Origin of the sequence: Streptomyces californicus, from assembly GCF_000717645.1 — a bacterium.
Taxonomy (GTDB): domain Bacteria; phylum Actinomycetota; class Actinomycetes; order Streptomycetales; family Streptomycetaceae; genus Streptomyces; species Streptomyces californicus.
Map to the genome: position 1 here is coordinate 1 of NZ_JNZZ01000001.1, position 22,666 is coordinate 22,666.

The following is a 22,666-nucleotide window of genomic DNA, read 5'->3' on the forward strand; positions in this document are numbered from 1 at the left end:
ATCAACAAGGACCCCGAGGCCCCGATCTTCGAGCTCGTCGACTACGGCGTCGTGGGCGACCTCTTCACCGTCGTCCCCCAGCTCACCGAGGAGATCACCACCCGCAAGGGCTGACCCCTCGCTCCCTTCACCACCCGTCCCGGGCCGCACGGTGAACCCCACCGCGCGGCCCGGAGCCGTATCACCGTCGTGGCCGCGCTTACCGCCGCTCCTCGGCCGCGTCGAGCGCGGAGGAACGGTCCTCCTCCGCGTTCCGGGCACCGAGGCCGAACGTGGTGAACGCCGTACGCTCCGGCAGCGGGTAGAACTCCTTGCCCGTGAGCGCGTTCACGATGACGGCGGACCGCCAGGCGGCCAGGCCCAGATCGGGCGCGCCGACTCCGTGCGTGTGCCGTTCGGCGTTCTGTACGAAGACGGAACCGGTGATCTCGGGTGCCAGGACCAGCCGTTGGGCGGCGTCGACCTGGGGCCGCCCGGCCTCGTCGCGGACGATGTACGGGTCGAGCGCGGCGAGCAGCGTGTCGACGGGGCGCTCCCGGTATCCGGTGGCGAGGACGACCGCGTCGGTGGTCAGCCGGCCGCTCGTCTCCTGCTGGCCGTGCTCGACGCGCAGTTCCACGCGCCCCTCCGCCGTGGTGGCCGCGCCGGTGACCTCGATGCCGGGGGTGAGCGTCACGTCGGGCCAGCTGCCGCCGAGGCTGCGCCGGTACAGCTCGTCGTGGATGTCCCCGAGCGTGTCCCCGCTGACGCCCTTGTACAGCTGCCACTGCCGGGGCAGCAGCCGGTCCCGGGTGGCCTGCGGAAGCCCGTGGAAGTAGCGGGTGTAATCGGGGGTGAACTGCTCCAGCCCGATCTTGCTGTACTCCATGGGCGCGAAGGCCGGCGTCCGGGCCAGCCAGGTCAGCCCCTCCGCCCCCTCCGGCCGGGACCGGAGCAGGTCCAGCAGGACTTCGGCGCCCGACTGGCCCGAGCCGACGACCGTGATGTGGCGGGCGGCCAGCAGCCGGTCCCGCTGCGGGAGGTAGTCCGCGGAGTGCAGCACGAGGGCGGCCGGGTCATCCGCCAACCCCCGCAGCGCCGGGGGGACATGGGGCGAGGTGCCGACGCCGAGCGCGAGGTTGCGGGTGTCGGTGCGTACGGTCGCCAGCGCCTCGCCGTCCGGGCCCAGCCGGGTGGACTCGACCGCGAACACGCCGTGTTCCGCGTCCCAGGTCACGGTGTCGACCCGGTGGCCGAAGCGGGTGGAGGGGAGTTCGGTGCTCGCCCAGCGCAGGTAGTCGTCGAACTCCGAGCGGTGGATGTGGAACCGCTCGGCGAAGTAGAACGGGAAGAGCCTGCGGCGGATCTTGACGTAATTGAGGTAGGACCAGGGGCTCGTGGGCTCGACCAGGCTCACCAGGTCCGCCAGGAAGGGCACTTGGAGGGTGGCTCCCTCGATCAGCAGGCCCGGGTGCCAGCGGAAGGCGGGGCGCTGCTCGTGGAAGGCGGTGCGCAGCCCCGGTACGCCGTCGGCGAGCGCGGCGAGCGAGAGGTTGAAGGGCCCCACGCCCACCCCCAGCAGGTCGAGGGGCGGCGTGCGCGGTCCGGGTGTCATCGGGCTCCTCCCGCAAGGATCGCCGGAGCGGTGGGGGTTCGCCCCGGGCAGGTCGTACGCGTCGTCGGCGTCATGGCGACAGCCTTTCCGTCGCGGGGGCCCCGGTACCTTCGGCCGCCGAACTCCCCCGCGCGGCACGGTCGGCCGCCGTCGTGACGAGGTCGAGGAGCGGCAGCAGGTCGGCGGTCGCGGCGTTCGGGTGCAGCAGGGTGGCCTTCAGCCACAGCCGGGCGGGGCCGTCCCCGTCGTCCGCGACCGCGCGGCCGAGGACGGCGCGCCCCTCCGCGAGGAGGGTGCGGCGGACGGCGGCGACCACCGCGTCGCCCTGCTCGCCGGGCAGCGCGTCGGCGGCGGCGGGACGGAACAGGACCGTGCTGATCCCGATGTCGCCGGGGCGGCGGCGCAGCGCCGGGTGGTCGTCGACGGCCCGGCCGAACCCGTGGGCCGTACGGACGCAGTGCTCCACCAGCGCGCCGAGCCCCCGGCGTCCGAGCGCGCGGAAGGTGACGGCCATCTTCAGGGCGTCGGGGCGCCGGGTGGTGCGGATCGAGCGGCCCAGCAGGTCCGGGAGCCCGGCCTCGGTGTCGTCGTCGGCGTTGAGGTAGTCGGTGCGCAGGGCCAGCGGTGCGAGCGTCGCGGCGTCGGCGACGGCGAGCACCCCGGCGGCCACCGGCTGCCAGCCGAGCTTATGGAGGTCGAACGTGACGGTGTCGGCGCGCTCCAGGCCCGCGAGCCGCGGGGCCAGGTGCTCGCTGAACAGCAGCGGGCCGCCGTACGCGGCGTCCACGTGGAGCCGGGCGCCGTGCCGTGCGGCGATCCCGGCGATCTCCGGGAGCGGGTCGATGCGGCCCTCGTCGGTGGTGCCGGCGGTGGCGACGACCAGGAGCGGCGCTCCGGCGAGGGCGGTCAGGGCGCGGTCGAGGGCGGCCGGGTCGATCCGGCCGTCACGGCAGGCGACGACGACCGGGGCGGGCAGGCCGAGCATCCAGGCGGCACGGTGGACGCTGTGGTGGGCGTTGGCCCCGGTCACCACCCGGAGGGCGCCGGGTGACGCGCCTTCCCGGGCGAGGAGCAGGGCGACCAGGTTGGACTCGGTGCCGCCGCTGGTGATGAGCGCGTCCGGTTCGGGTGCGGCGGGGTGGACGAGCCGGGCCAGGGCGGCGGTGGTCAGTTCCTCGATCACCCCGGCGGCGGGGGCCTGGTCCCAGGAGTCCATGGAGGGGTTGAGGGCGGCCCCCGCCAGATCCGCCGCGACGGCCACGGCGAGCGGCGGGCAGTGCAGATGGGCCACACAGGCCGGGTCGGCCGGGTCGGCGGCCCCCTCCGCGACGGCCCGCACCACGTCCGCGAGCGCGACCTCGGGACCCACGCCCTCCTCCGGCAGGACCGGGGAGCAGAGGGCGCGGGTGCTCACGGCCACCGCCTCGGGCCCTCCGGCGGGCAGCGGTCCGCCCCGGGCCGGGACGGCGTCCTCCAGGGCGTCCAGGACGATCTCGGTGAGGGCCCTCAGGTGCTTCGGCCCGTGCGCACCGCCCGCCACGAGGCCGCCCCGTACGCCGCCCGCTTCCGTGCCGGGGCCCGACGCCTCTCCGGTGCTCACGCCCCACGCTCCGCGGAGAGTTCACCGGGGGGCGGAAGGGGCGCGACTGGCATGGCGAAGACCTTCGGTCGTGGTGCGGGCGGAACGCGCGGAAGCGCGCCCGCTCACCGGGCGACACCGGGAGCGGCATGATCCACCTCCGGGGATGTGCTGGTTAGGCTAACCTAACTCCGGAGGTGCGCACGACGCGCGACCCGCCAGGCCATGGAGGCTACTTCGCCTACCGGGCAACCGAGTTGCCGGGTCCCTTTCCCCCTGCGGGGCGCCCCGGGGCCCGGTGCGGGTGCGGGACCGGGCCGCTCCCGCACCGGGCTCGGATCATGCCGGGTCGGCGGGCAGTTCGGCGCGGATCTCCCGCGCGGCGGCGACCAGGTTCTCCAGGGAGGCCCGGGTCTCGGGCCAGCCGCGGGTCTTCAGGCCGCAGTCGGGGTTGACCCACAGGCGCGCGGCCGGGATGGCCTCAAGTCCCTTGCGCAGCAGGGACGCCGCCTCCCGCGCGCTCGGGACGCGCGGCGAGTGGATGTCGTAGACGCCGGGCCCCGCCTCGCGCGGGTAGCCGTGGGCGGCCAGTTCGCGGGCGACCTGCATGTGGGAGCGGGCGGCCTCCAGGCTGATGACGTCGGCGTCCAGGTCGTCGATGGCCTGGACGATGTCGCCGAACTCCGCATAGCACATGTGCGTGTGGATCTGGGTCTCCGGGCGGACCCCGGAGGTGGCCAGCCGGAAGGACTCCGTCGCCCACTCCAGGTACGCGGCCTGGTCGGCGGCGCGCAGGGGGAGCGTCTCGCGCAGCGCGGGCTCGTCGACCTGGATCACCGACGTGCCGTTCGCCTCCAGGTCGTTCACCTCGTCGCGCAGGGCGAGGGCGACCTGGCGGGCGGTCTCGCCGAGCGGCTGGTCGTCGCGGACGAAGGACCAGGCGAGCATGGTGACCGGGCCGGTGAGCATGCCCTTGACGGGGCGTTCGGTCAGCGACTGCGCGTACGCCGTCCAGCGCACGGTCATCGGCTCGGGGCGCGAGATGTCCCCGGCGAGAACCGGCGGGCGGACGTAGCGGGTGCCGTAGGACTGGACCCAGCCGTGCTGGGTGGCGAGGTAGCCGGTGAGCTGCTCGGCGAAGTACTGCACCATGTCGTTGCGTTCGGGCTCGCCGTGCACGAGCACGTCGATCCCGGCCTTCTCCTGGAAGGTGAGGACCTCGCGGATCTCGTCCTTGATCCGCTCCTCGTACCCGGCCCCGTCGATCCGGCCCGCCCGCAGGTCGGCGCGGGCGGTGCGGAGTTCGGTGGTCTGCGGGAACGAGCCGATGGTGGTGGTCGGCAGCGGCGGCAGCCCGAGGTGGGCGCGCTGGGCCGCGGTCCGCTCGGCGTAGGTCTGGGAGCGTCGGCCGTCGGCGTCGGTGACAGCCGCCGTACGGGCGCGGACGGCCGGGTCGCGGGTGAGGGCGGTGCCGGCCCGGGAGGCCAGATCGGCGCGGTTGGCGGCGAGTTCGCCCGCGATGGCGTCCGTGCCGCTGGACAGGCCCTTGGCCAGGGTGACCAGTTCGGCGGTCTTCTGGCGGGCGAAGGCGAGCCAGCGCAGGACCTGCGGGTCGAGGTCGCGCTCGGCGGCGGCGTCGAGCGGGACGTGCAGGAGGGAGCAGGAGGCGGAGACGTCGACCCGGTCGGCGAGGCCGAGGAGGGTGCCGAGGGTGGCGAGCGACTTCTCCAGGTCGTTGATCCAGATGTTGCGGCCGTTGACGACGCCGGCGACCAGGCGCTTGCCGGGCAGTCCGCCGGCGGCGGCGAGGTCGTCGAGGTTGCCCGCGCCGGTCTCGGTGAAGTCGAGTGCCAGCCCGTCGACGGGCGCCTTCGCCAGGACCGGCAGCGCCTCCCCGAGCCGCCCGAAGTACGAGGCGACCAGGAGCTTGGGCCGGTCGGTGAGGGCGCCGAGCCCGCGGTAGGCGCGGGCGGCGGCGTTCAGTTCGGCCGGGGTGCGGTCCTGGACGAGGGCGGGCTCGTCCAGTTGGACCCATTCGGCGCCCGCCGCGCGCAGGTCCGCGATGACCTCCGCGTACACCGGGAGCAGCCGGTCCAGCAGGGTCAGCGGATCGAAGTCGGCGGCGACGCCGGGGGCCGCCTTGGCGAGCAGGAGGTAGGTGACGGGGCCGACGAGGACCGGGCGCGGGGTGTGGCCGAGCGCGCGGGCCTCCCCGAACTCCGCGACCTGCTTGGCGGAGTCGGCGGAGAACACCGTGTCCGGGCCCAACTCGGGTACCAGGTAGTGGTAGTTGGTGTCGAACCACTTGGTCATCTCCAGCGGCGCGACGTCCTGCGTGCCGCGGGCCATGGCGAAGTAGCCGTCGAGGGCGTCGGCTTCCGCCGCTTCCCGGTGCCGTGCCGGGATCGCGCCGACCATGACCGAGGTGTCCAGGACGTGGTCGTAGTACGAGAAGTCACCGGTCGGCACCTCGTGGATCCCGGCGTCGGCGAGCTGCCGCCAGGTGGTGCGGCGCAGTTCGGCGGCGGTCTCCCGGAGGGCGTCCGCGGTGACGCGGCCCTTCCAGTAGCCCTCGACGGCCTTCTTCAGTTCACGGTTCCGACCCTGGCGGGGGTATCCGTACACGGTGGCCCGTGCTGCCGCGGCTGCGGGCTTCGCTGTCACGTGACTCTCCTTCGCGAGCGTGTCTGCGGTGCGGATCCCGGGACGGGACGCGGACGCGAAGGGATGACGCATCGGGCGGACACCGGGCCACGTCGAACCGTGCCCGTCCACCTGATGGTTCCGCCGACCCGCCCACGAGGTCACCGAGATCTCCGCACGCGAACGGGTCGCGTGCGGGCAACGGGCAGGTCTTCGGACTCGCGGGCACGTCTGCCGGGGCAGACACCTACTGGCCGTCGCTTCCCAGACCCGGCCGGGCCCAGTGCGTATGACGGCGGTCGTTCCCGCTCACCGCTGCGGGGCAGTCCCGGATTCCCACCGGGTTCCCTCTTGCGACGCCCTCTCCGGCTGACAGGGCGAACCAGCTGCACCGGTCACCCTACGGGGGCGGCCACCGTGCCGGACACCGTTGTTCACACTTCGGACGGTGAGGTGAGACACGGGGCTCCTTCTCCGGCCGTCGGCGACGCGTCCTGCGGTGGTCCGACGCGCCCTCGCGCTCCCGGCGGCATCGTCGCTGGGGCAGGCGCGAGGAACGCCGTCGCGAGAATTCCCGGCGCCTCGCCGTGGACACCGTCCGAGCGCGCGGCGGCCCGGCCCCGGCCGTTCCGCATCCGTTCGGCCGTTCGTCACGCTTCTCCTGACCTCCGGTCAGTTCGAGCGGCTCGACTGTGCGGTGACAGTGACCCAGATGTAACCGAATGGCGTAGGGACTGCGGAACCACAGAGCGTCACAAGCCGTTCTTCTTCCCACTACACGGCCCGCCGACCTCCGGCGGACCGCTTCGAGGAAACGGAAAACGCCCTATGAAGAAGACAGTCGGGTGGGCCCAGGACGGCGACGACTGGACGATCACCGTGAACGGCACGCAGTACCGCGCGGTCGAGCGGCCGGCCGACGGCCGGGTCCACGACTACCTGGTGCGCGGCGACGACCTGACGGCCGAGTGCCCGAGCCTCGGGCACGGGCTCGGCGTCATCCGGGCGCACGAGTCCCGCCGCTGACCCGGTCCGGTCAGCCGAGCGGGCCGTCCGCCGAGCCGTCCGCGCTTCCCGCCGGGCGGCTCGCCCCCTGCGGCCCGTCCCACCCCTGCCGCAGCAGGTAGGTGTCCATGATCCAGCCGTGCCGCTCGCGGGCCTCCGCGCGCAGCCGGCCGATCCGGTCCGCCACCTCGTCGAGCGGGCCGGAGACCAGGATCTCGTCCGGGGTGCCGATGTAGGCGCCCCAGTGGATCCACCAGCCCCCGCCCACCAGGTGGGTGAAGGTCTCGTGGCCGTCGAGCATGACGACGAGGTCGCAGTCCTCGGGATACCCCTGGGCGAGCCGCCGCCCGGGGGTGATGTGGACGGGGCGGCCGACCCGGTTCAGGGTCGTGCGGTGCCGGGCGGCGAGGGCCGAGACGCTGCTGACGCCGGGGATCACCTCGTGGTCGAAGGCGACCGTGTCCCGCTCGCGGATGTCGTCCAGGATCGCGAGCGTGCTGTCGTACAGGGACGGGTCGCCCCACACCAGGAAGGCGCCCGTCTCCCCCGGCGCCAGCTCGTCGGCGATCAGGCGTTCGCAGATGTCGGCCCGGCGGTGCCGCCAGTCGTGCACCGCCGAGGCGTAGCGGCCGCCGTCCCGCTGGGTGCGGTCGCGCCACGGGTCGTCGGCCTCGACGACGCGGTAGGGGCCGGTGAGGTGCTCGTCCAGGATGTCCCGCCGCAGCCGGGTCAGCGCGTCCTTCTCCGCTCCCTTGCCCAGGACGAAGAAGACGTCCGCCCGGCGCATGGCCTTCACCGCGGCGAGGGTCAGATGATCGGGATCACCGGCTCCGATGCCGATGACGAGGATGTGACGCGGCGCTTCGCTCATGTCTGCCGATCATGCCAGGGGCCGGGCATGTCCGGCCTGTCCGGTCCCGATCCGCAGGACGCGCCCGAGGCGGGGTGGACTTACTAGGACGTCCAACTATATGTTCGTGAGCAGAGGGACGACCGGGAGAATCCGGCCGTCCCGAAGGCCCGTGGTGTCAGGGAAGCCGGTGTGAATCCGGCACGGTCCCGCCACTGTGACCGGGGAGTTCGTCCTCGCAGGACACGCCACTGACGGTGAGACCGCCGTCGGGAAGGCAAGGGGACGCGCGCTGATCCGGGAGTCAGGATACCGGCCGCGGGATGTTCCGTGTTTCCACGAGGATGGAGCAGACACGCATGGCACCGGTCCGCCCGCACGGCCCCGGACGTCCGTCCCGACGAGCGGTTCTCCCCGCCCCCTGACGGCACTGGCCCTTCGCGTCCCCGTCGGCGCTTCCCTCCGCGACCGCATGCCCCCGAGCGTGCGACGCGGCGGGCGCCGCCGCGCGCCATCCCCGGATCTCACCTGACGATCTCACCGACGAGAGCAGGCTTCCATGGTCCGTGAACTCACCCATTTCGTCGCCGGCAAGCCCGTGCCCGGAACCTCGGGCGCGTACGGCGACGTGTACGACCCCAACACCGGCCGGGTCCAGGCCCGGGTCCCGCTGGCCGACCGCGCCGAGACCGAGGCGGCGATCGCGGACGCCGTCGAGGCGCAGCGCGCGTGGGGCGAGTGGAACCCGCAGCGCCGCGCCCGGGTGCTGCTGCGCTTCCTCCAGCTCGTCGAGCGGGAGAAGGACTCCCTGGCCAGGCTGCTCTCCGCCGAGCACGGCAAGACCGTGGCCGACGCGCACGGCGACATCGCGCGCGGGCTGGACGTGGTGGAGTTCGCCGCCGGCGTCCCGCATCTGCTGAAGGGCGAGTTCAGCGACAACGCGGGCGCCGGCATCGACGTCCACTCGCTGCGCAGGCCACTCGGGGTGGTCGCGGGCATCACCCCGTTCAACTTCCCCGCGATGATCCCGCTGTGGAAGGCCGCCCCCGCCCTGGCCTGCGGAAACGCCTTCATCCTCAAGCCGTCCGAGCGGGACCCCTCGGTGCCGCTGCGACTGGCGGAGCTGTTCCTGGAGGCGGGCCTGCCGCCCGGGGTCCTCAACGTCGTCAACGGCGGCAAGGAGGCCGTGGACACCCTGCTGGAGGACCCGCGCGTCAAGGCGCTCGGCTTCGTCGGCTCGACGCCGATCGCCGCGCACATCTACGCCACCGCCGCCGCGCACGGCAAGCGGGCGCAGTGCTTCGGCGGGGCGAAGAACCACATGATCGTGATGCCGGACGCCGACCTGGACCAGGCGGTGGACGCGCTGATCGGGGCGGGGTACGGCTCGGCGGGCGAGCGGTGCATGGCGATCTCGGTGGCCGTGCCGGTCGGCGAGGCCACCGCCGACGCGCTGGTCGCCCGGCTCACCGAGCGGATCGCGGAGCTGCGGATCGGCCGCTCGGACGACCCGGACGCCGACTTCGGGCCGCTGGTGGGCCGGGACGCGGTGGAGCGGGTCCGGGGCTATGTCGACCTCGGCGTCGAGGAGGGCGCCGAACTGGTCCTCGACGGGCGGGACTTCACGCTGGAGGGGCACGAGGACGGCTTCTTCGCGGGCGCCTCCCTCTTCGACCGGGTCACCCCGGACATGCGGATCTACCAGGAGGAGATCTTCGGCCCGGTGGTGTGCGTGGTCCGGGCGGCGGACTACGAGGAGGCGCTGCGGCTGCCCTCGGAGCACCCGTACGGCAACGGCGTCGCCCTGTTCACCCGGGACGGCGACACCGCCCGCGACTTCACCCGGCGGGTCGACACCGGCATGGTCGGCGTCAACGTCCCCATCCCGGTGCCGGTGGCGTACCACACGTTCGGCGGCTGGAAGCGGTCCGGCTTCGGGGACCTCAACCAGCACGGCCCGGACGCGATCCGCTTCTACACCCGGACGAAGACCGTCACCTCGCGCTGGCCCGCCTCCGGGATCCGGGACGGTGCGAGCTTCACGATCCCGACCATGGGGTGAGCGCCGTGACCACACTGCTCACCGACGACCAGATCGCGGTCGTGGAGACGACGCTCGACTTCGCGCAGGAGCACCTGGCCCCGCACGCCGTGGCCTGGGACCAGGACAAGCACTTCCCCGTCGACGTGCTGCGCAAGGCGGCGGGGCTCGGCCTCGGCGGGGTGTACGTACGGGAGGACGTCGGCGGGTCGGAGCTCTCGCGCACCGACGGGGTCCTCGTCTTCGAGGCCCTCGCCACCGGCTGCCCGTCGATCGCGGGCTACCTCTCCATCCACAACATGGTCGGCTGGATGGTCGACCGGTACGGCACCGAGGCGCAGCGCGAGCGGTACCTGCCCCGCCTGTGCGCCATGGAACTGCTGGGAAGCTACTGCCTGACGGAACCGGGCGCGGGCTCGGACGCCGCCGCGCTGCGCACCCGTGCGGTGCGCGACGGCGACGCGTACGTGCTGACGGGGACGAAGCAGTTCATCTCCGGGGCGGGCGCGTCGCACCTGTACATCGTGCTGGCGCGCACCGGTGGGGACGGGCCCCGGGGGATCTCCGCGTTCCTCGTCGAACGGGACGACCCCGGGCTGTCGTTCGGGCCGAACGAGAAGAAGATGGGGTGGAACGCCCAGCCCACCCGCCAGGTCGTGCTGGACGGGGTGCGCGTCCCGGCGGACCGGCTGCTCGGGGACGCGGGTGAGGGCTTCCGGATTGCGATGAGCGGCCTGAACGGCGGGCGGCTCGGCATCGCCGCCTGCTCGCTCGGCGGTGCGCAGAGCGCGCTGGACCGTTCGCTGGCCCATCTCGCGGACCGGGAGGCGTTCGGGGCGCGGCTGCTGGACGCGCAGGCGCTGCAGTTCCGCCTCGCCGACATGGCGACCGAACTGGCCGCCGCCCGCGCGCTGGTGCGCCAGGCCGCCGAGGCGCTGGACCGGAAGGCGGTCGGGGCACGGGAGTTGTGCGCGATGGCCAAGCGCTTCGCCACCGACACCGGCTACTCCGTCGCGGACCGCGCTCTCCAACTGCACGGCGGTTACGGCTATCTGGCCGAGTACGGCGTCGAGAAGATCGTCCGGGACCTGCGGGTCCACCAGATCCTGGAAGGGACCAACGAGATCATGCGCGTCATGGTGGCCCGGAGCCTGACGGGAGCCCTGCGATGAGCGAGGAGCTCGTACGGGTGCGCGTCGAGGGCCGTACCGGGGTGCTGACCCTGAACCGGCCGAAGGCGCTCAACGCCCTCACCCACTCGATGGTGGCGACGATCGCGGCGGCTCTCGACCGCTGGGAGCGCGATCCGGAGGTGGCGGCCGTCGTGCTCACCGGGGCCGGGGAGCGCGGCCTGTGCGCGGGCGGCGACATCCGGTCCATCCACGAGGACGCCCGTGCGGGCGGGCAGGCGTCGGCCGCGTTCTGGCGCGACGAGTACCGGCTCAACGCCCGGATCGCCCGCTATCCCAAGCCGTACGTGGCGATCATGGACGGCATCGTGATGGGCGGCGGCGTGGGCGTGGCGGCGCACGGCAGCGTCCGGATCGTCACCGAGGGCTCGAAGGTGGCGATGCCGGAGACCGGGATCGGCTTCGTGCCGGACGTCGGCGGCACCTATCTGCTGGCGCTGGCCCCCGGTGAGCTGGGCACCCATCTCGCCCTGACCGGTGCGGTCATGGGGCCCGGGGACGCGCTGCTGTGCGGCTTCGCGGACCATTTCGTGGAGCGGGCCCAGCTGCCGGCGCTCCTCGCGGCGCTGCGGACCGCGCCGCCCGGCGAGGTCCTGCACCGCCATGTACGGGACGCCCCGAGCGGGGGACTGCGGGCGAACCGGTCCTGGATCGACGCCTGTTACTCCGCCGACTCGGTCGAGGAGATCGTGGAGCGGCTGCTCGCCTGCGGCGTCCCGGCGGCCGGGGAGGCAGCCGCCACACTCCTCGCCCGGTCCCCCACCGCGCTGAAGGTCACCCTCGCCGCACTGCGGCGGGCCCGCGAACTCGGCCCGCTGGAAAGGGTGCTGGAGCAGGAGTACCGCGTCTCGTGCGCCGCCCTGTCCTCCACCGACCTGGTGGAGGGCATCCGGGCGCAGGTGATCGACAAGGACCGGGCGCCCCGCTGGTCGCCCGGCACGCTCGCGGAGGTGACGGACGCGGACGTGGCCCGGTACTTCGCACCGACCGGCGGCGAGGGGCTGTCCCTCGCCGCGTCCGCATCGTCCAAGGAGGTGCCGTGGTGACCACGACCGTCGCTTTCATCGGGCTGGGCCACATGGGCGGCCCGATGGCCGCCAACCTCGTCGCGGCCGGCCACCGGGTGCTCGGCCACGACCTGGTGGAGAGCTGTCTGGCGAAGGCCGTGGCGAGCGGCGTGGAGGCGGCCGGGTCCGCCGCCGAGGCCGCCGCCGTCGCGGACGTGGTGATCACCATGCTGCCCGCGGGCCGCCACGTCCTCTCCCTGTACGGCCGGGAGGGGCTGCTCGCCGCGGCCCGCCCCGGCACGCTGTTCGTCGACTGCTCGACCATCGACGTGGCCGACTCCCGGGCCGCCCACGCGGCGGCGGAGGCGGCCGGTCACCGCTCCCTGGACGCGCCGGTCTCCGGCGGGGTCGTGGGGGCCGAGGCGGGCACCCTGACCTTCATGGCCGGGGGCGAGGAGGCCGCGTTCGCGCGGGCCGAGCCGCTGCTCTCGGTGATGGGGAGGAAGGCGGTGCACTGCGGCGGGGCGGGGGCCGGCCAGGCGGCGAAGATCTGCAACAACATGATCCTGGGCGTCTCGATGATCGCCGTCAGCGAGGCGTTCGTCCTCGCGGAGAGCCTGGGCCTCTCCGACCAGGCGCTGTACGACGTGGCGTCGGCGGCCTCGGGCCAGTGCTGGGCGCTCACCGTCAACTGCCCGGTGCCCGGCCCGGTGCCGGCGAGCCCCGCCAACCGCGACTACCGGCCCGGCTTCGCCGCCCCCCTGATGGCGAAGGACCTCGCCCTGGCCGCCAACGCCCTGCGCTCGGGTGGCATCGACGCGCAACTGGGGCTCAAAGCCGCGGAGTTGTACGAACGGTTCGCGGAAGGGGCGGGCGCGGAGCAGGACTTCTCCGGCATCGTCCGCGCGATCCGCGCCGCCTCGTCGAAGACCACCGCCCCGCAGGAAGGCACCACCGCATGAGCGAGCACGAGAACACCGCGTCCGCCCCGGGCCCGTACCGCACGATCCTCGTCGAGCGCAGGGGCCGTACCGCCCTGCTGACCCTGAACCGTCCCGAGGCGCTCAACGCGCTGAGCCTGGAGGTGATGCGGGAGACCGTCGAGGCCGCCGAGGCGCTGGACCGGGACCCGGACGTCGGCTGTGTCGTCATCACCGGCAGCGGGGGGAAGGCGTTCGCGGCCGGGGCGGACATCAAGGAGATGCAGCCGCGCGACTACATGGACATGTACCTGAGCGACTGGTTCGCCGCCTGGGACAGGCTCGGCCGTCTCCGTACGCCCACGGTAGCCGCCGTACGGGGCTACGCCCTGGGCGGGGGCTGCGAGTTGGCGATGCTCTGCGACCTGGTCGTCGCGGCGGACACGGCCGTCTTCGGGCAGCCGGAGATCCGGCTCGGGGTGATCCCCGGCATCGGCGGATCGCAGCGGCTGACCCGGGCGGTCGGCAAGGCCAAGGCGATGGACCTCTGCCTGACCGGCCGGACCATGGACGCCCGGGAGGCCGAGCGGGCCGGTCTGGTCTCCCGGATCGTCCCCGACGCCGATGTGCTCACGGAGGCCCTGGCCGCGGCGGACACCATCGCCGGGATGTCGGCCCCCGTGGCGATGATGGCGAAGGAGGCCGTGAACCGGGCCTTCGAGACCACGCTCGCCGAGGGCGTCCTCTTCGAACGCCGCCTGTTCCACGCGGTGTTCGCGACGGCCGACCAGAAGGAGGGCATGCGGGCCTTCGCCGAGAAGCGACCGGCGGAGTTCAGGCACCGCTGACCTCGTCCGGGGCCGCCCGCACGATGAAGGGCTGTCGGCGACGGCCGGCACGGCCGGCCGCAGACGCCGGTCAGTCGCCGCCGCCGCAACCCGACCCGCATCCGCCGCTGCTCGTCCCGCATCCGCCGCCCCACGCACTCCCGCCGTGCCCGGACCCGCTGCCGCTGTTCCGCTCCCGGGGCGGCGGTGACGGCGGCGGGGCGAGCCGCGGGTAGCGGCGGTGGAGCACGGACGGTCCGTACAGGGCGATGCCCCGGGCGAACGCGTCGGCGTCGCCGGTGGCCTCGGAGCGGGAGACGGGATGCTCTTCAGCGGCCTCCCGGACCAGCCGCTCCGAGGTCCTGACCGCCGGCGGGACGAACGACACGGCCGCGATCGCGGCGGCCGTCGTGGCGAGCACCAGCGGGACCGGATCGCCGATGGGCACGATCGCGAGCACCGCCACGACTCCGGCCCCGGCCAGCGCGCGGAGCGGGAGCAGCCCCCTGCGGAACCGTGCCCGTACCGGCGGCCCGTCGAGCAGTCCTTCCTCGCTCAGCGCGTGGCGCATCCGCGCCAGCTCCGCCCGGACCGTACGCGTGTCGGCCAGCGCGCGGACCGACAGTCCCGGCCGGTCGTACCCCGGTCCGCGACGGCCCAGCCGGTGTGCCCGCGCCTCGGCCAGCACCACGCGGTCCAGCGGCTTCGGCGTCGCGTCGGGGTCCGGTTCCCGAGTGGTGAAGGCGCCGTCCCTGACGGTGAGGTCGTTGAAGGTGACGCCGCCCGGGACGGCCACCAGCTCCTCGCGCAGGAGCAGCCCGCCGACGCAGGCCGCCACCGCGTCCGTCCCCCGCCCGCGGCCGCGCAGCAGGGCCAGCTCGGGGGCGTCGAACGCGCGCTCCGGGACGGGCGGGTCCGCCACGGCGGCCCGCGCCCGCCACGCGATCCACCCCGCCCACACCACCGCGACGCAGTACCCACCGAAGACCAGCCAAGGGACCATGGTTACGGAGAGGCCGGAACGGTCCGTTCGGTTCCCCGAAGCCGCGCCGCCGGTGCTCCGGCGCCGGCGGCCCGGGATGATCTCGTCCCGGATGGGCGTTGTATCCGGTGGTGTCCGGCTCGTCCGTCGAGCGGGGCCCGGGCAACGGACTACAGGAGCTGGAGGCGGCGCGGTGCACGGTGAGTACAAGGTTCCCGGCGGCAAGCTGGTCGTGGTGGATCTGGACGTGGAGGGCGGGGCGCTGCGGAACGTCCGCGTCGCCGGGGACTTCTTCCTCGAACCCGACGAGGCGATCCTCGCGATCGACGCGGCGCTGGAGGGCGCGCCGGCCACCACCGACACGGCCGGGCTCGCGGCCCGGATCGAGGCGGCGCTGCCCGAGAGCACGGTGATGCTCGGGCTGAGCGCGGAGGGCGTCGCCGTCGCCGTACGCAGGGCGCTCGCGCAGGCCACGGAGTGGAGCGACTACGACTGGCAGCTGATCCACGACGCCCCGCAGTCGCCCGCGCTGCACATGGCGCTCGACGAGGTGATCACCGCCGAGGTCGCGGCGGGGCTGCGGCCGCCGACGCTGCGGGTCTGGGAGTGGGACTCCCCCGCCGTGATCATCGGCAGCTTCCAGTCGCTGCGCAACGAGGTGGACCCGGCGGGCGTCGAACGGCACGGCGTGAACGTCGTACGCCGCATCTCGGGCGGCGGCGCGATGTTCGCGGAACCCAGCTCCACCATCACCTACTCGCTGGCCGTCCCGCAGTCCCTGGTCTCCGGGCTGTCGTTCGCCGACAGCTATGCCTATCTGGACGACTGGGTGCTGGAGGCCCTCGCGGACATGGGCATCAAGGCGTGGTACCAGCCGCTCAACGACATCGCCACCGAGGTCGGCAAGATCGCCGGGGCGGCGCAGAAGCGGGTGGTGGGCCCGGACGGTGGGCCCGGGGCCGTCCTGCACCACGTGACGATGGCGTACGACATCGACGCCGACAAGATGCTGGAGGTGCTCCGCATCGGCAAGGAGAAGATGTCGGACAAGGGCACCCGGTCGGCGAAGAAGCGCGTCGACCCGCTGCGGCGGCAGACCGGCCTGCCCCGCCAGGTCGTGATCGAGCGCATGATCGACTCGTTCCGCAGGCGTCACGGGCTGACCGGGGGCAGCGTGACCCCCGAGGAGCTGGCGCGCGCCGAGGAACTCGTACGGACGAAGTTCGCGACGCCGGAGTGGACGGCCCGGGTGCCGTAGCGCGGGCCGGACCCGTGCGCCGTCGCCCCGGCATACTGGACGCATGGACAGGGCGACGGCGGGTTCCGGAGTACGAGAACGGCTGGGCCGGGGCCTGTTCGCCCGGGTGGCGGGGCCCTCGGGTCCGGAGAACCGGGCCCGTATCCACGACACCCCCGGCCCCCGCTGGTTCGGTCCGGACCGGCCGGTGCGCCGGGTCCACGGGGACGCGTCCATGTTCATCGGCGGTCTGCGGGCCCTGCTGCTCCAGTCCTTGCACCCGCTGGCCATGGCCGCCGTCGCGGGCCACTCCGGGTTCCGGGGCGATCCGTGGGGGCGGCTCCAGCGGACCAGTACGTTCCTGGCGGTCACCACGTTCGGCACGGCCGAGCACGCCCAGGAGGCGGTGGACCACGTGCGGGGCGTGCACGAGGGGGTCCGCGGGTTCGCCCCCTCCGGCGAGCCGTACCACGCGGCCGATCCGCACCTGCTGTGCTGGGTGCACGTCGCGGAGGTGGACAGCTTCCTGCGCGCCCATCAGCGGTACGGGCAAAGCCCGTTGGACGGGGCGGGGTGCGACGGCTACATCCACGACATGGCGACCGTCGCCCACGCGCTCGGCGTCCCCGACCCGCCGCACGACCGGGCGGAGCTGGCCGCCCGGATCGCCTCCTACCGGCCGGAGCTGCGCGCGACCCGGGAGGCCCTGGACGCCGCCCGCTTCATCCTGCTGCGCCCGCCGCTGCCCTGGCCGGCCCGTCCCCCGTACGCGGTGCTCGCCGCCAACGCCGTGTCCACGCTGCCCCCGTGGGCCAGGAAGCCGCTGCGGCTGCCCCGGGCGCCGGGGGTGGAGGAGGTCTGCGTACGACCGGCCGGCAAGGCGCTGACGGGGGCGATCCGGTGGGCGATGAGCCCGCCGTCGATCCGTACCCGCGCCTGACGCCTGCCGCGAACCTCCGCCGGCTCTCCTCCCTCGCGGGCGTCGGCCCGTACGCGCGCCTGCCGCCGGTCAGTCGACCGTGACGACCACCGAGTGCCATCCGCTGGCCCCGTCGGGGACGGTCTTCGTGCGCTTCTCGGTCTGCGTCTCGCCCGTCCCGTCCGTGGCCCGGACGGTGAGCGTGTGGCTGCCGGGCGTCGCCTTCCAGGGGTAGGACCACTGGCGCCAGGTGTCGACGGTGTCCTGCTCGGCGAGGACCGCGGGGCGCCAGGGTCCGTCGTCCACCCGGATCTCGACCTTCTCGATGCCCCGGTGCTGGGCCCAGGCCACTCCGGCGACCATGACCGTGCCGGCCTCGGGGCGCGCGAACGGCTTGGGCGTGTCGATGCGGGACTGGGTCTTGATCGGGGCCTCGCGCGCCCACGACCGCTTCACCCAGTACGCGTCGTAGGCGTCGAAGGTGGTCAGCTCGATCTCCTCGATCCACTTGCAGGCCGAGACGTACCCGTACAGGCCGGGGACGAGCATGCGGACGGGGAACCCGTGGACGAAGGGCAGCGGTTCGCCGTTCATGCCGAGCGCGAGCATCGCGTCGCGGCCGTCCATGACGTCCTCGACGGGGGTGCCGAGCGTCATGCCGTCCACCGAGCGGGCGATGATCTGGTCCGCCTTCCCGCCCCGGGACGGCGGCTTGACGCCCGCCTCCTTGAGCAGGTCCGCGAGGCGCACGCCGATCCAGCGGGCGTGGCCGATGTAGGGACCTCCGACCTCGTTGGAGACGCAGCACAGGGTGATCTCGCGCTCGATCAGGGGACGGTCCAGCAGGTCCTGATAGGTGAACTCCAGGTCGCGGCGCACGCCCTCGCCGTGGATGCGCAGCCGCCAGCCGTTCGCGTCGACCTTGGGGATCACCAGCGCGGTGTCTACCCGGTAGAAGTCCTTGTTCGGCGTGGTGAACGGGCTGATGCCCCGGACCCGCAGGCGCGCGCCCGCCGGGATCGGCTCGGCGGGCGAGGCCGGTGCGGGCAGTCTCACGGCGTTCCGGGAGGCGACGGCGTCCTGCGCGCTGCGGCCGTTCAGCGCCCGGCCGACGGCCCCGGCCGCGGTGGAGGCGGCGGCCGCGGCGGTGGCGGCGACCAGGAAGCCGCGCCGGTCCCAGCCCGTCTCCGCGTCCGGCGCGTCGGCGGTGGCGGTGAGCCGGCCGGCGAGGACGTACAGCAGGAGGGCGCCGGCGACCGCGCCGACCAGCGACGGCAGCCCGTCCACAACGCCGGTGGAGTCCGGGCGGCTGACGGCGGCGGCGGTGCCGACCGCGCCGAAGACCAGGACGGCGGCCGAGCCGGTGCGGCGGTGGCGCAGGGCCAGCAGGCCGACGGCGACGGCGAAGAGGGCGAGCGTGACGACGATGCCGAGCTGGAGGACGAGCTTGTCGTTCTCGCCGAAGGTGCGGATCGCCCAGTCCTTCACCTGGACGGGCGTGCGGTCGATGGCCGCCCCGCCGACCGCGGTCACGGGGCCCGCCTCGGGTCTGACGGCCGCCGAGACGAGCTCGGCGACGGTCAGGGCGGCGAATCCCGCGAGCAGTCCGCTCAGGGCGGCGAGGGCGTTGCGGGTCAGGGCTGTCCGGTTGATCCTCACGGTCCTCATTCGGAACCGGGGAGCGCCCGGATTGCTCCGGGCACCCGTACGGATCGCACGGGACCACCCGTACGGGGGATCCGACACGCGGACCGCCCCGGCCGGCACGGGGCCGACCGGGGCGGTCCGGGCCGGGGCGGCGGGGCCGCCCCGGCTCACGTCACGTCAGGCGAGCGACGCGATCGCGTCGTTGAACGTGGCGGACGGGCGCATGACCGCCGCGGCCTTGGCCGGGTCGGGCTGGAAGTAACCGCCGATCTCGGCCGGGGAGCCCTGCACCGCGATCAGCTCGGCGACGATGGTCTCCTCCTGCTCGGCCAGGGTCTTGGCGAGCGGCGCGAACGCCTCGGCGAGCTTGGCGTCGTCGGTCTGCCGCGCCAGCTCCTGGGCCCAGTAGAGGGCCAGGTAGAAGTGGCTGCCGCGGTTGTCGATGCCGCCGAGGCGACGGCTCGGGGACTTGTCCTCGTTGAGGAAGGTGCCCGTCGCCCGGTCCAGGGTGTCGGCGAGGACCTGGGCCCGCGCGTTGTCCGTGGTGGTGGCCAGGTGCTCGAAGCTGACCGCGAGGGCCAGGAACTCGCCCAGGCTGTCCCAGCGGAGGTAGTTCTCCTTGACGAGCTGCTGGACGTGCTTGGGGGCCGAGCCGCCCGCGCCGGTCTCGAAGAGGCCGCCGCCGTTCATCAGCGGGACGACGGAGAGCATCTTCGCGCTGGTGCCCAGCTCCAGGATCGGGAAGAGGTCCGTGAGGTAGTCGCGGAGCACGTTGCCGGTGACGGAGATGGTGTCCTCGCCGCGGCGGATGCGCTCCAGGGAGAACGCGGTGGCCTCCTCCGGCGACTTGACGGAGATGTCGAGGCCGTCCGTGTCGTGGTCGGCGAGGTAGGTGTTCACCTTGGCGATCAGGTTGGCGTCGTGCGCGCGGGTCTCGTCCAGCCAGAACACGGCCGGGGTGCCGGTGGCGCGGGCGCGGGTGACGGCGAGCTTGACCCAGTCCTGGATGGGCAGGTCCTTGGTCTGGCACATGCGGAAGATGTCGCCGGCGCCCACGGCCTGCTCCAGCACGACCGCGCCGCTCGCGTCGACGACGCGCACGGTGCCGGTGGCGGGGATCTCGAAGGTCTTGTCGTGGCTGCCGTACTCCTCGGCCTTCTGCGCCATCAGACCGACGTTGGGCACCGAGCCCATGGTGGCCGGGTCGAAGGCGCCGTTGGCGCGGCAGTCGTCGATGACGACCTGGTAGACACCGGCGTAGCTGCTGTCCGGGAGGACGGCGATGGTGTCGGCCTCGTTGCCGTCCGGGCCCCACATGTGGCCCGAGGTGCGGATCATGGCGGGCATGGAGGCGTCCACGATGACGTCGCTGGGGACGTGCAGGTTGGTGATGCCCTTGTCGGAGTCGACCATGGCGAGGGCCGGGCCCTCGGCCAGCTCGGCCTCGAAGGACGCCTGGATCTCGGCGCCGACGTCCGGCAGCGAGCCGAGGCCCTTGAGGATGCCGCCCAGGCCGTCGTTGGGGGTGAGGCCGGCGGCGGCGAGCTGGTCGCCGTACTTGGCGAAGGTGTTCGGGAAGAAGGCGCGGACCGCGTGGCCGAAGATGATCGGGTCGGAGACCTTCATCATGGTGGCCTTGAGGTGCAGCGAGAACAGCACGCCCTCGGCCTTGGCGCGGGCGACCTGCGCGGTGAAGAACTCGCGCAGCGCGGCGACGCGCATGACGGACGCGTCGACGACCTCGTCCTTGAGGACGGGTACGGACTCGCGGAGCACGGTGGTGGTGCCGTCGTCACCGTGCAGCTCGATGCGGAGCGTGCCGTCCTCGGCGATGACGGCGGACTTCTCGGTGGAGCGGAAGTCGTCGACGCCCATGGTGGCGACGTTCGTCTTCGAGTCGGCCGTCCAGGCGCCCATGCGGTGCGGGTGGGCCTTGGCGTAGTTCTTGACGGAGGCGGGGGCGCGGCGGTCGGAGTTGCCCTCGCGCAGCACCGGGTTCACGGCGCTGCCCTTGACCTTGTCGTACCGGGCGCGGACGTCCTTGTCGGCGTCGGTCTGCGGGTCGTCCGGGTAGTCCGGAAGCGCGTAGCCCTGTCCCTGGAGCTCGGCGATGGCGGCCTTGAGCTGCGGGATGGACGCCGAGATGTTCGGCAGCTTGATGATGTTCGCGCCGGGCGTCCTGGCCAGCTCGCCCAGCTCGGCGAGTGCGTCATCGATACGCTGCTCGGCCGTGAGGTGCTCCGGGAAACTGGCGATGATCCGGCCCGCGAGGGAGATGTCACGGCGCTCGACCGTGACGCCTGCGGTCGAGGCGTACGCCTCGACGACGGGCAGGAACGAGTAGGTCGCCAGGGCAGGGGCCTCGTCGGTGTGCGTATAGATGATGGTCGAGTCAGTCACCGGGTGCTCCGCTCCACGTCTGCAACATTGCTTGACATCAAGATATCTCTTCGGGGCGCGGGGCTCCACAAGGCCCCCGCACGGCTTCACGCTCCGCACGGGGGCCGGTGACGGCGGGATCACCCGGGGTTACGGGATCGGCGGCCGGTGCTCGTCCCAGCGCAGGTCGTCCTCCAGTTGGGCGGCGAGGGCGATCAGGCGCTCCTCGCTACGGGAGGGGCCCAGGAGCTGGGCGCCGACGGGGAGGCCGGAGCGGGTGAAGCCGGCCGGGACGTTCACGCCGGGCCAGCCGAGGACGTTCCACGGCCAGGCGTAGGGGCAGGCGGCGGTCATCGCGAGGTCGGTGCGCCAGGCGCTCAGCTGGTCGAACCTGCCGATCCGCGGCGGCGGTGCGGCCGTGGTCGGGGTGAGCAGCACGTCGAACCCGGAGGCGTCGAAGAGGGCGCCGATACGGCGGTGCTGGCGCACCTCGCGGGCGCGGGCGGCCCGTACCGCCCGGCCGCCGAGCCGGGTCCCGGTGCGCAGGGCGCTGCGGGTGCGCGGGTCGAGCAGGGCCGGTTCGGGGTGGCGGGCGGCGAACTCGGCGATGCCCGCGGTGGCCCGGGGCACGAAGGCGAGGCCGATCAGCCCGTACCGGGGGCGGGCCTCCTCGACGTGGTGGCCGAGCCGGGCCAGGGTCTCGGCGAGCGCGGTGACCGCGCGGCGCACCTCGGGGTCGGGCCCGGCGCCGGTGAGGGTGAGCGGGGGCCGCCAGGCCAGCGCGACGCGCAGCCGGCCGGGGTCGCGGCGGGCGGCCTCGGCGGCGCGGACGGCGGGCGGGCGGTGGAGGTCCTCGGGGTGCGGGCCGGCCGCCGCGTCGAGCAGGAGCGCGGCGTCGGCGACCGTACGGGCGAGGGGGCCGTTGACCGTGAGGCCCTGGAAGGCGTCGCTGTGCGGGTGGACGGAGACGCGCCCGCGCTGCGGCTTGATGCCGACGAGGTGGGTCCAGGCGGCGGGGATGCGGACGGAGCCGGCGCCGTCCGAGCCGAGGGCGGCGGGGACGAGCCCGGCGGCGACGGCGGCCGCCGATCCGCCGGAGGAGCCGCCCGGGGTGTGGGCGGTGTTCCACGGGTTGCGGGTGGCGCCGAAGCCGGGGCCCTCGGTGAAGGGCCACTGGCCCAGTTCGCAGGAGTTGGTCTTGCCGACGACGACGGCCCCGGCGGCGCGCAGCCGGCGGACCGCCTCGCTGTCGGCGGTGGCCGGGGGCCGCTCCCCGGCGCAGCCGAAGTGGGTGGGCAGGCCCGCCACGTCGGTGTCGTCCTTGACGGCGACCGGTACGCCGAGGAGCGGCAGCCGCTCCCCCGCCGCGAGCCTGCGGTCGGCCTCGGCGGCCTCGGCCAGGGCCGCTTCGGCGCGCAGGTGGCGGAAGGCGTTGAGGGTGGGCTGGGTGGCCTCGATACGGGCGAGGGCGTCGGCCACCAGGGCGGTGGAGGTGGTGGCCCCCTCGGCCAGGCGACGGGCGCTCTCGGCGAGTCCGGGGAGCGGCGGGGGGACGGGGGCGGTGCGGTGGGCGACGCGGCCGGGGTCCCGTACGGCCGGGGCGGGCCGTCCTGGCCGGGTGGCGGGCCGGCCCGCTCCGGCGGGCTCGGCCGTGGTGGCGGATGCGGCGGGTGCGGGAGCGACTGACGCGGCTCCGGTGGGCTCGGCTGCGGCAGGCGCGGGGGCGGCGGGTGCGGGTGCGGGTGCGGCAAGCTCGGCTGCGACTGACGCGGCCCCGGTCGGGTCCGCTTCGGTGGGCTCCGCTGAGGACATGGGCGTGCCGCCTCCCTGGGGTCGCGGGGCCGGC

The 22,666-nt window shown here is 74.0% G+C and carries 16 protein-coding genes, 1 pseudogene and 2 riboswitches; of the genes and pseudogenes, 9 read left to right on the forward strand and 8 right to left on the reverse strand.

The window, feature by feature from the left end; translation table 11 throughout:
* A pseudogene (locus tag IF19_RS1000000135780) lies at positions 1–114 on the forward strand (electron transfer flavoprotein subunit alpha); the annotation flags it as partial.
* Positions 115–199: 85 nt separating this feature from the next.
* On the opposite strand, the gene IF19_RS0100010 reads toward IF19_RS1000000135780, so the two are convergent.
* The 3 genes from IF19_RS0100010 to metE form a co-directional block, all read right to left on the reverse strand.
* Entirely contained in the window at positions 200–1,594 is a 1,395-nt protein-coding gene (locus tag IF19_RS0100010) for a lysine N(6)-hydroxylase/L-ornithine N(5)-oxygenase family protein (protein ID WP_030278063.1), read from the reverse strand.
* Positions 1,595–1,664: 70 nt separating this feature from the next.
* Positions 1,665–3,194, reverse strand: a complete 1,530-nt coding sequence (locus tag IF19_RS0100015; RefSeq protein ID WP_030278062.1) for a pyridoxal phosphate-dependent decarboxylase family protein — start codon at positions 3,192–3,194, stop codon at positions 1,665–1,667.
* A gap of 318 nt (positions 3,195–3,512) precedes the next feature.
* Entirely contained in the window at positions 3,513–5,837 is a 2,325-nt protein-coding gene (gene metE / locus IF19_RS0100020) for a 5-methyltetrahydropteroyltriglutamate--homocysteine S-methyltransferase (protein WP_030278061.1), read from the reverse strand.
* 166 nt (positions 5,838–6,003) lie between these two features.
* A riboswitch (cobalamin riboswitch) is annotated at positions 6,004–6,218 on the reverse strand.
* 426 nt (positions 6,219–6,644) lie between these two features.
* Here metE and IF19_RS0100025 point away from each other — a divergent pair.
* Positions 6,645–6,842 (forward strand): hypothetical protein, encoded by a 198-nt coding sequence (locus tag IF19_RS0100025; protein WP_030112460.1) that lies wholly within the window; start codon positions 6,645–6,647, stop codon positions 6,840–6,842.
* A gap of 10 nt (positions 6,843–6,852) precedes the next feature.
* Here IF19_RS0100025 and cobF read toward each other — a convergent pair whose 3' ends face one another.
* The gene (gene cobF, locus IF19_RS0100030; RefSeq protein ID WP_030278059.1) at positions 6,853–7,692 is read right to left on the reverse strand and encodes a precorrin-6A synthase (deacetylating); all 840 of its coding nucleotides are present in this window, start codon (positions 7,690–7,692) and stop codon (positions 6,853–6,855) included.
* Between the two features lie 135 nt (positions 7,693–7,827).
* Positions 7,828–8,006: riboswitch (cobalamin riboswitch) on the forward strand.
* Positions 8,007–8,230: 224 nt separating this feature from the next.
* On the opposite strand from cobF, the gene IF19_RS0100035 reads away from it, so the two are divergent.
* The 5 genes from IF19_RS0100035 to IF19_RS0100055 are packed head-to-tail and all read left to right on the forward strand — an operon-like array spanning position 8,231 to position 13,677.
* Positions 8,231–9,733: a CoA-acylating methylmalonate-semialdehyde dehydrogenase gene (locus tag IF19_RS0100035; RefSeq protein WP_030112463.1), complete on the forward strand. Its 1,503-nt coding sequence runs from the start codon at positions 8,231–8,233 to the stop codon at positions 9,731–9,733.
* On the forward strand, positions 9,730–10,884 hold the full coding sequence (locus IF19_RS0100040) for an acyl-CoA dehydrogenase family protein (protein ID WP_030112464.1): 1,155 nt from the start codon (positions 9,730–9,732) through the stop codon (positions 10,882–10,884). Before IF19_RS0100035 ends, IF19_RS0100040 begins: the two co-directional genes overlap by 4 nt.
* On the forward strand, positions 10,881–11,948 hold the full coding sequence (locus IF19_RS0100045) for an enoyl-CoA hydratase/isomerase family protein (protein WP_030278058.1): 1,068 nt from the start codon (positions 10,881–10,883) through the stop codon (positions 11,946–11,948). The genes IF19_RS0100040 and IF19_RS0100045 overlap by 4 nt, the downstream gene beginning before the upstream one ends.
* Positions 11,945–12,871: a 3-hydroxyisobutyrate dehydrogenase gene (mmsB, locus tag IF19_RS0100050; protein WP_030112467.1), complete on the forward strand. Its 927-nt coding sequence runs from the start codon at positions 11,945–11,947 to the stop codon at positions 12,869–12,871. The genes IF19_RS0100045 and mmsB overlap by 4 nt, the downstream gene beginning before the upstream one ends.
* Positions 12,868–13,677 carry an enoyl-CoA hydratase gene (locus IF19_RS0100055; protein ID WP_030112468.1) on the forward strand — a complete coding sequence of 270 codons (810 nt, stop codon included), beginning with the start codon at positions 12,868–12,870 and terminating at the stop codon, positions 13,675–13,677. Before mmsB ends, IF19_RS0100055 begins: the two co-directional genes overlap by 4 nt.
* Positions 13,678–13,747: 70 nt before the next feature.
* Here IF19_RS0100055 and IF19_RS0100060 read toward each other — a convergent pair whose 3' ends face one another.
* Positions 13,748–14,659 (reverse strand): TIGR04222 domain-containing membrane protein, encoded by a 912-nt coding sequence (locus IF19_RS0100060; RefSeq protein WP_030278057.1) that lies wholly within the window; start codon positions 14,657–14,659, stop codon positions 13,748–13,750.
* A 172-nt stretch (positions 14,660–14,831) separates the two neighbouring features.
* On the opposite strand from IF19_RS0100060, the gene lplAB reads away from it, so the two are divergent.
* Both lplAB and IF19_RS0100070 read left to right on the forward strand, forming a co-directional pair.
* Positions 14,832–15,896 (forward strand): lipoate-protein ligase LplAB, encoded by a 1,065-nt coding sequence (gene lplAB, locus IF19_RS0100065; RefSeq protein ID WP_030187895.1) that lies wholly within the window; start codon positions 14,832–14,834, stop codon positions 15,894–15,896.
* A gap of 43 nt (positions 15,897–15,939) precedes the next feature.
* Positions 15,940–16,815 (forward strand): oxygenase MpaB family protein, encoded by an 876-nt coding sequence (locus tag IF19_RS0100070; protein ID WP_030121843.1) that lies wholly within the window; start codon positions 15,940–15,942, stop codon positions 16,813–16,815.
* A 69-nt stretch (positions 16,816–16,884) separates the two neighbouring features.
* On the opposite strand, the gene IF19_RS0100075 is transcribed toward IF19_RS0100070, so the two are convergent.
* The 3 genes from IF19_RS0100075 to IF19_RS0100085 all read right to left on the reverse strand — a co-directional run bounded on the left by IF19_RS0100075 (position 16,885) and on the right by IF19_RS0100085 (position 22,632).
* Positions 16,885–18,462 (reverse strand): molybdopterin-dependent oxidoreductase, encoded by a 1,578-nt coding sequence (locus IF19_RS0100075; protein ID WP_030278055.1) that lies wholly within the window; start codon positions 18,460–18,462, stop codon positions 16,885–16,887.
* A gap of 156 nt (positions 18,463–18,618) precedes the next feature.
* Positions 18,619–20,841: an NADP-dependent isocitrate dehydrogenase gene (locus IF19_RS0100080; RefSeq protein ID WP_030112475.1), complete on the reverse strand. Its 2,223-nt coding sequence runs from the start codon at positions 20,839–20,841 to the stop codon at positions 18,619–18,621.
* 129 nt (positions 20,842–20,970) lie between these two features.
* Entirely contained in the window at positions 20,971–22,632 is a 1,662-nt protein-coding gene (locus IF19_RS0100085) for an amidase (RefSeq protein ID WP_234310426.1), read from the reverse strand.
* Between the last annotated feature and the right edge of the window lie 34 nt (positions 22,633–22,666).

Excerpts from the sequence above, each read along its gene's own strand:
- IF19_RS0100010 (WP_030278063.1), bottom strand. The coding sequence starts at position 1,594 with ATGACACCCGGACCGCGCACGCCGCCCCTCGACCTGCTGGGGGTGGGC.
- IF19_RS0100025 (WP_030112460.1), top strand. The coding sequence starts at position 6,645 with ATGAAGAAGACAGTCGGGTGGGCCCAGGACGGCGACGACTGGACGATC.
- cobF (WP_030278059.1), bottom strand. The coding sequence starts at position 7,692 with ATGAGCGAAGCGCCGCGTCACATCCTCGTCATCGGCATCGGAGCCGGT.
- IF19_RS0100035 (WP_030112463.1), top strand. The coding sequence starts at position 8,231 with ATGGTCCGTGAACTCACCCATTTCGTCGCCGGCAAGCCCGTGCCCGGA.
- IF19_RS0100045 (WP_030278058.1), top strand. The coding sequence starts at position 10,881 with ATGAGCGAGGAGCTCGTACGGGTGCGCGTCGAGGGCCGTACCGGGGTG.
- IF19_RS0100055 (WP_030112468.1), top strand. The coding sequence starts at position 12,868 with ATGAGCGAGCACGAGAACACCGCGTCCGCCCCGGGCCCGTACCGCACG.
- IF19_RS0100060 (WP_030278057.1), bottom strand. The coding sequence starts at position 14,659 with ATGGTCCCTTGGCTGGTCTTCGGTGGGTACTGCGTCGCGGTGGTGTGG.
- IF19_RS0100070 (WP_030121843.1), top strand. The coding sequence starts at position 15,940 with ATGGACAGGGCGACGGCGGGTTCCGGAGTACGAGAACGGCTGGGCCGG.
- IF19_RS0100075 (WP_030278055.1), bottom strand. The coding sequence starts at position 18,462 with ATGAGGACCGTGAGGATCAACCGGACAGCCCTGACCCGCAACGCCCTC.
- IF19_RS0100085 (WP_234310426.1), bottom strand. The coding sequence starts at position 22,632 with ATGTCCTCAGCGGAGCCCACCGAAGCGGACCCGACCGGGGCCGCGTCA.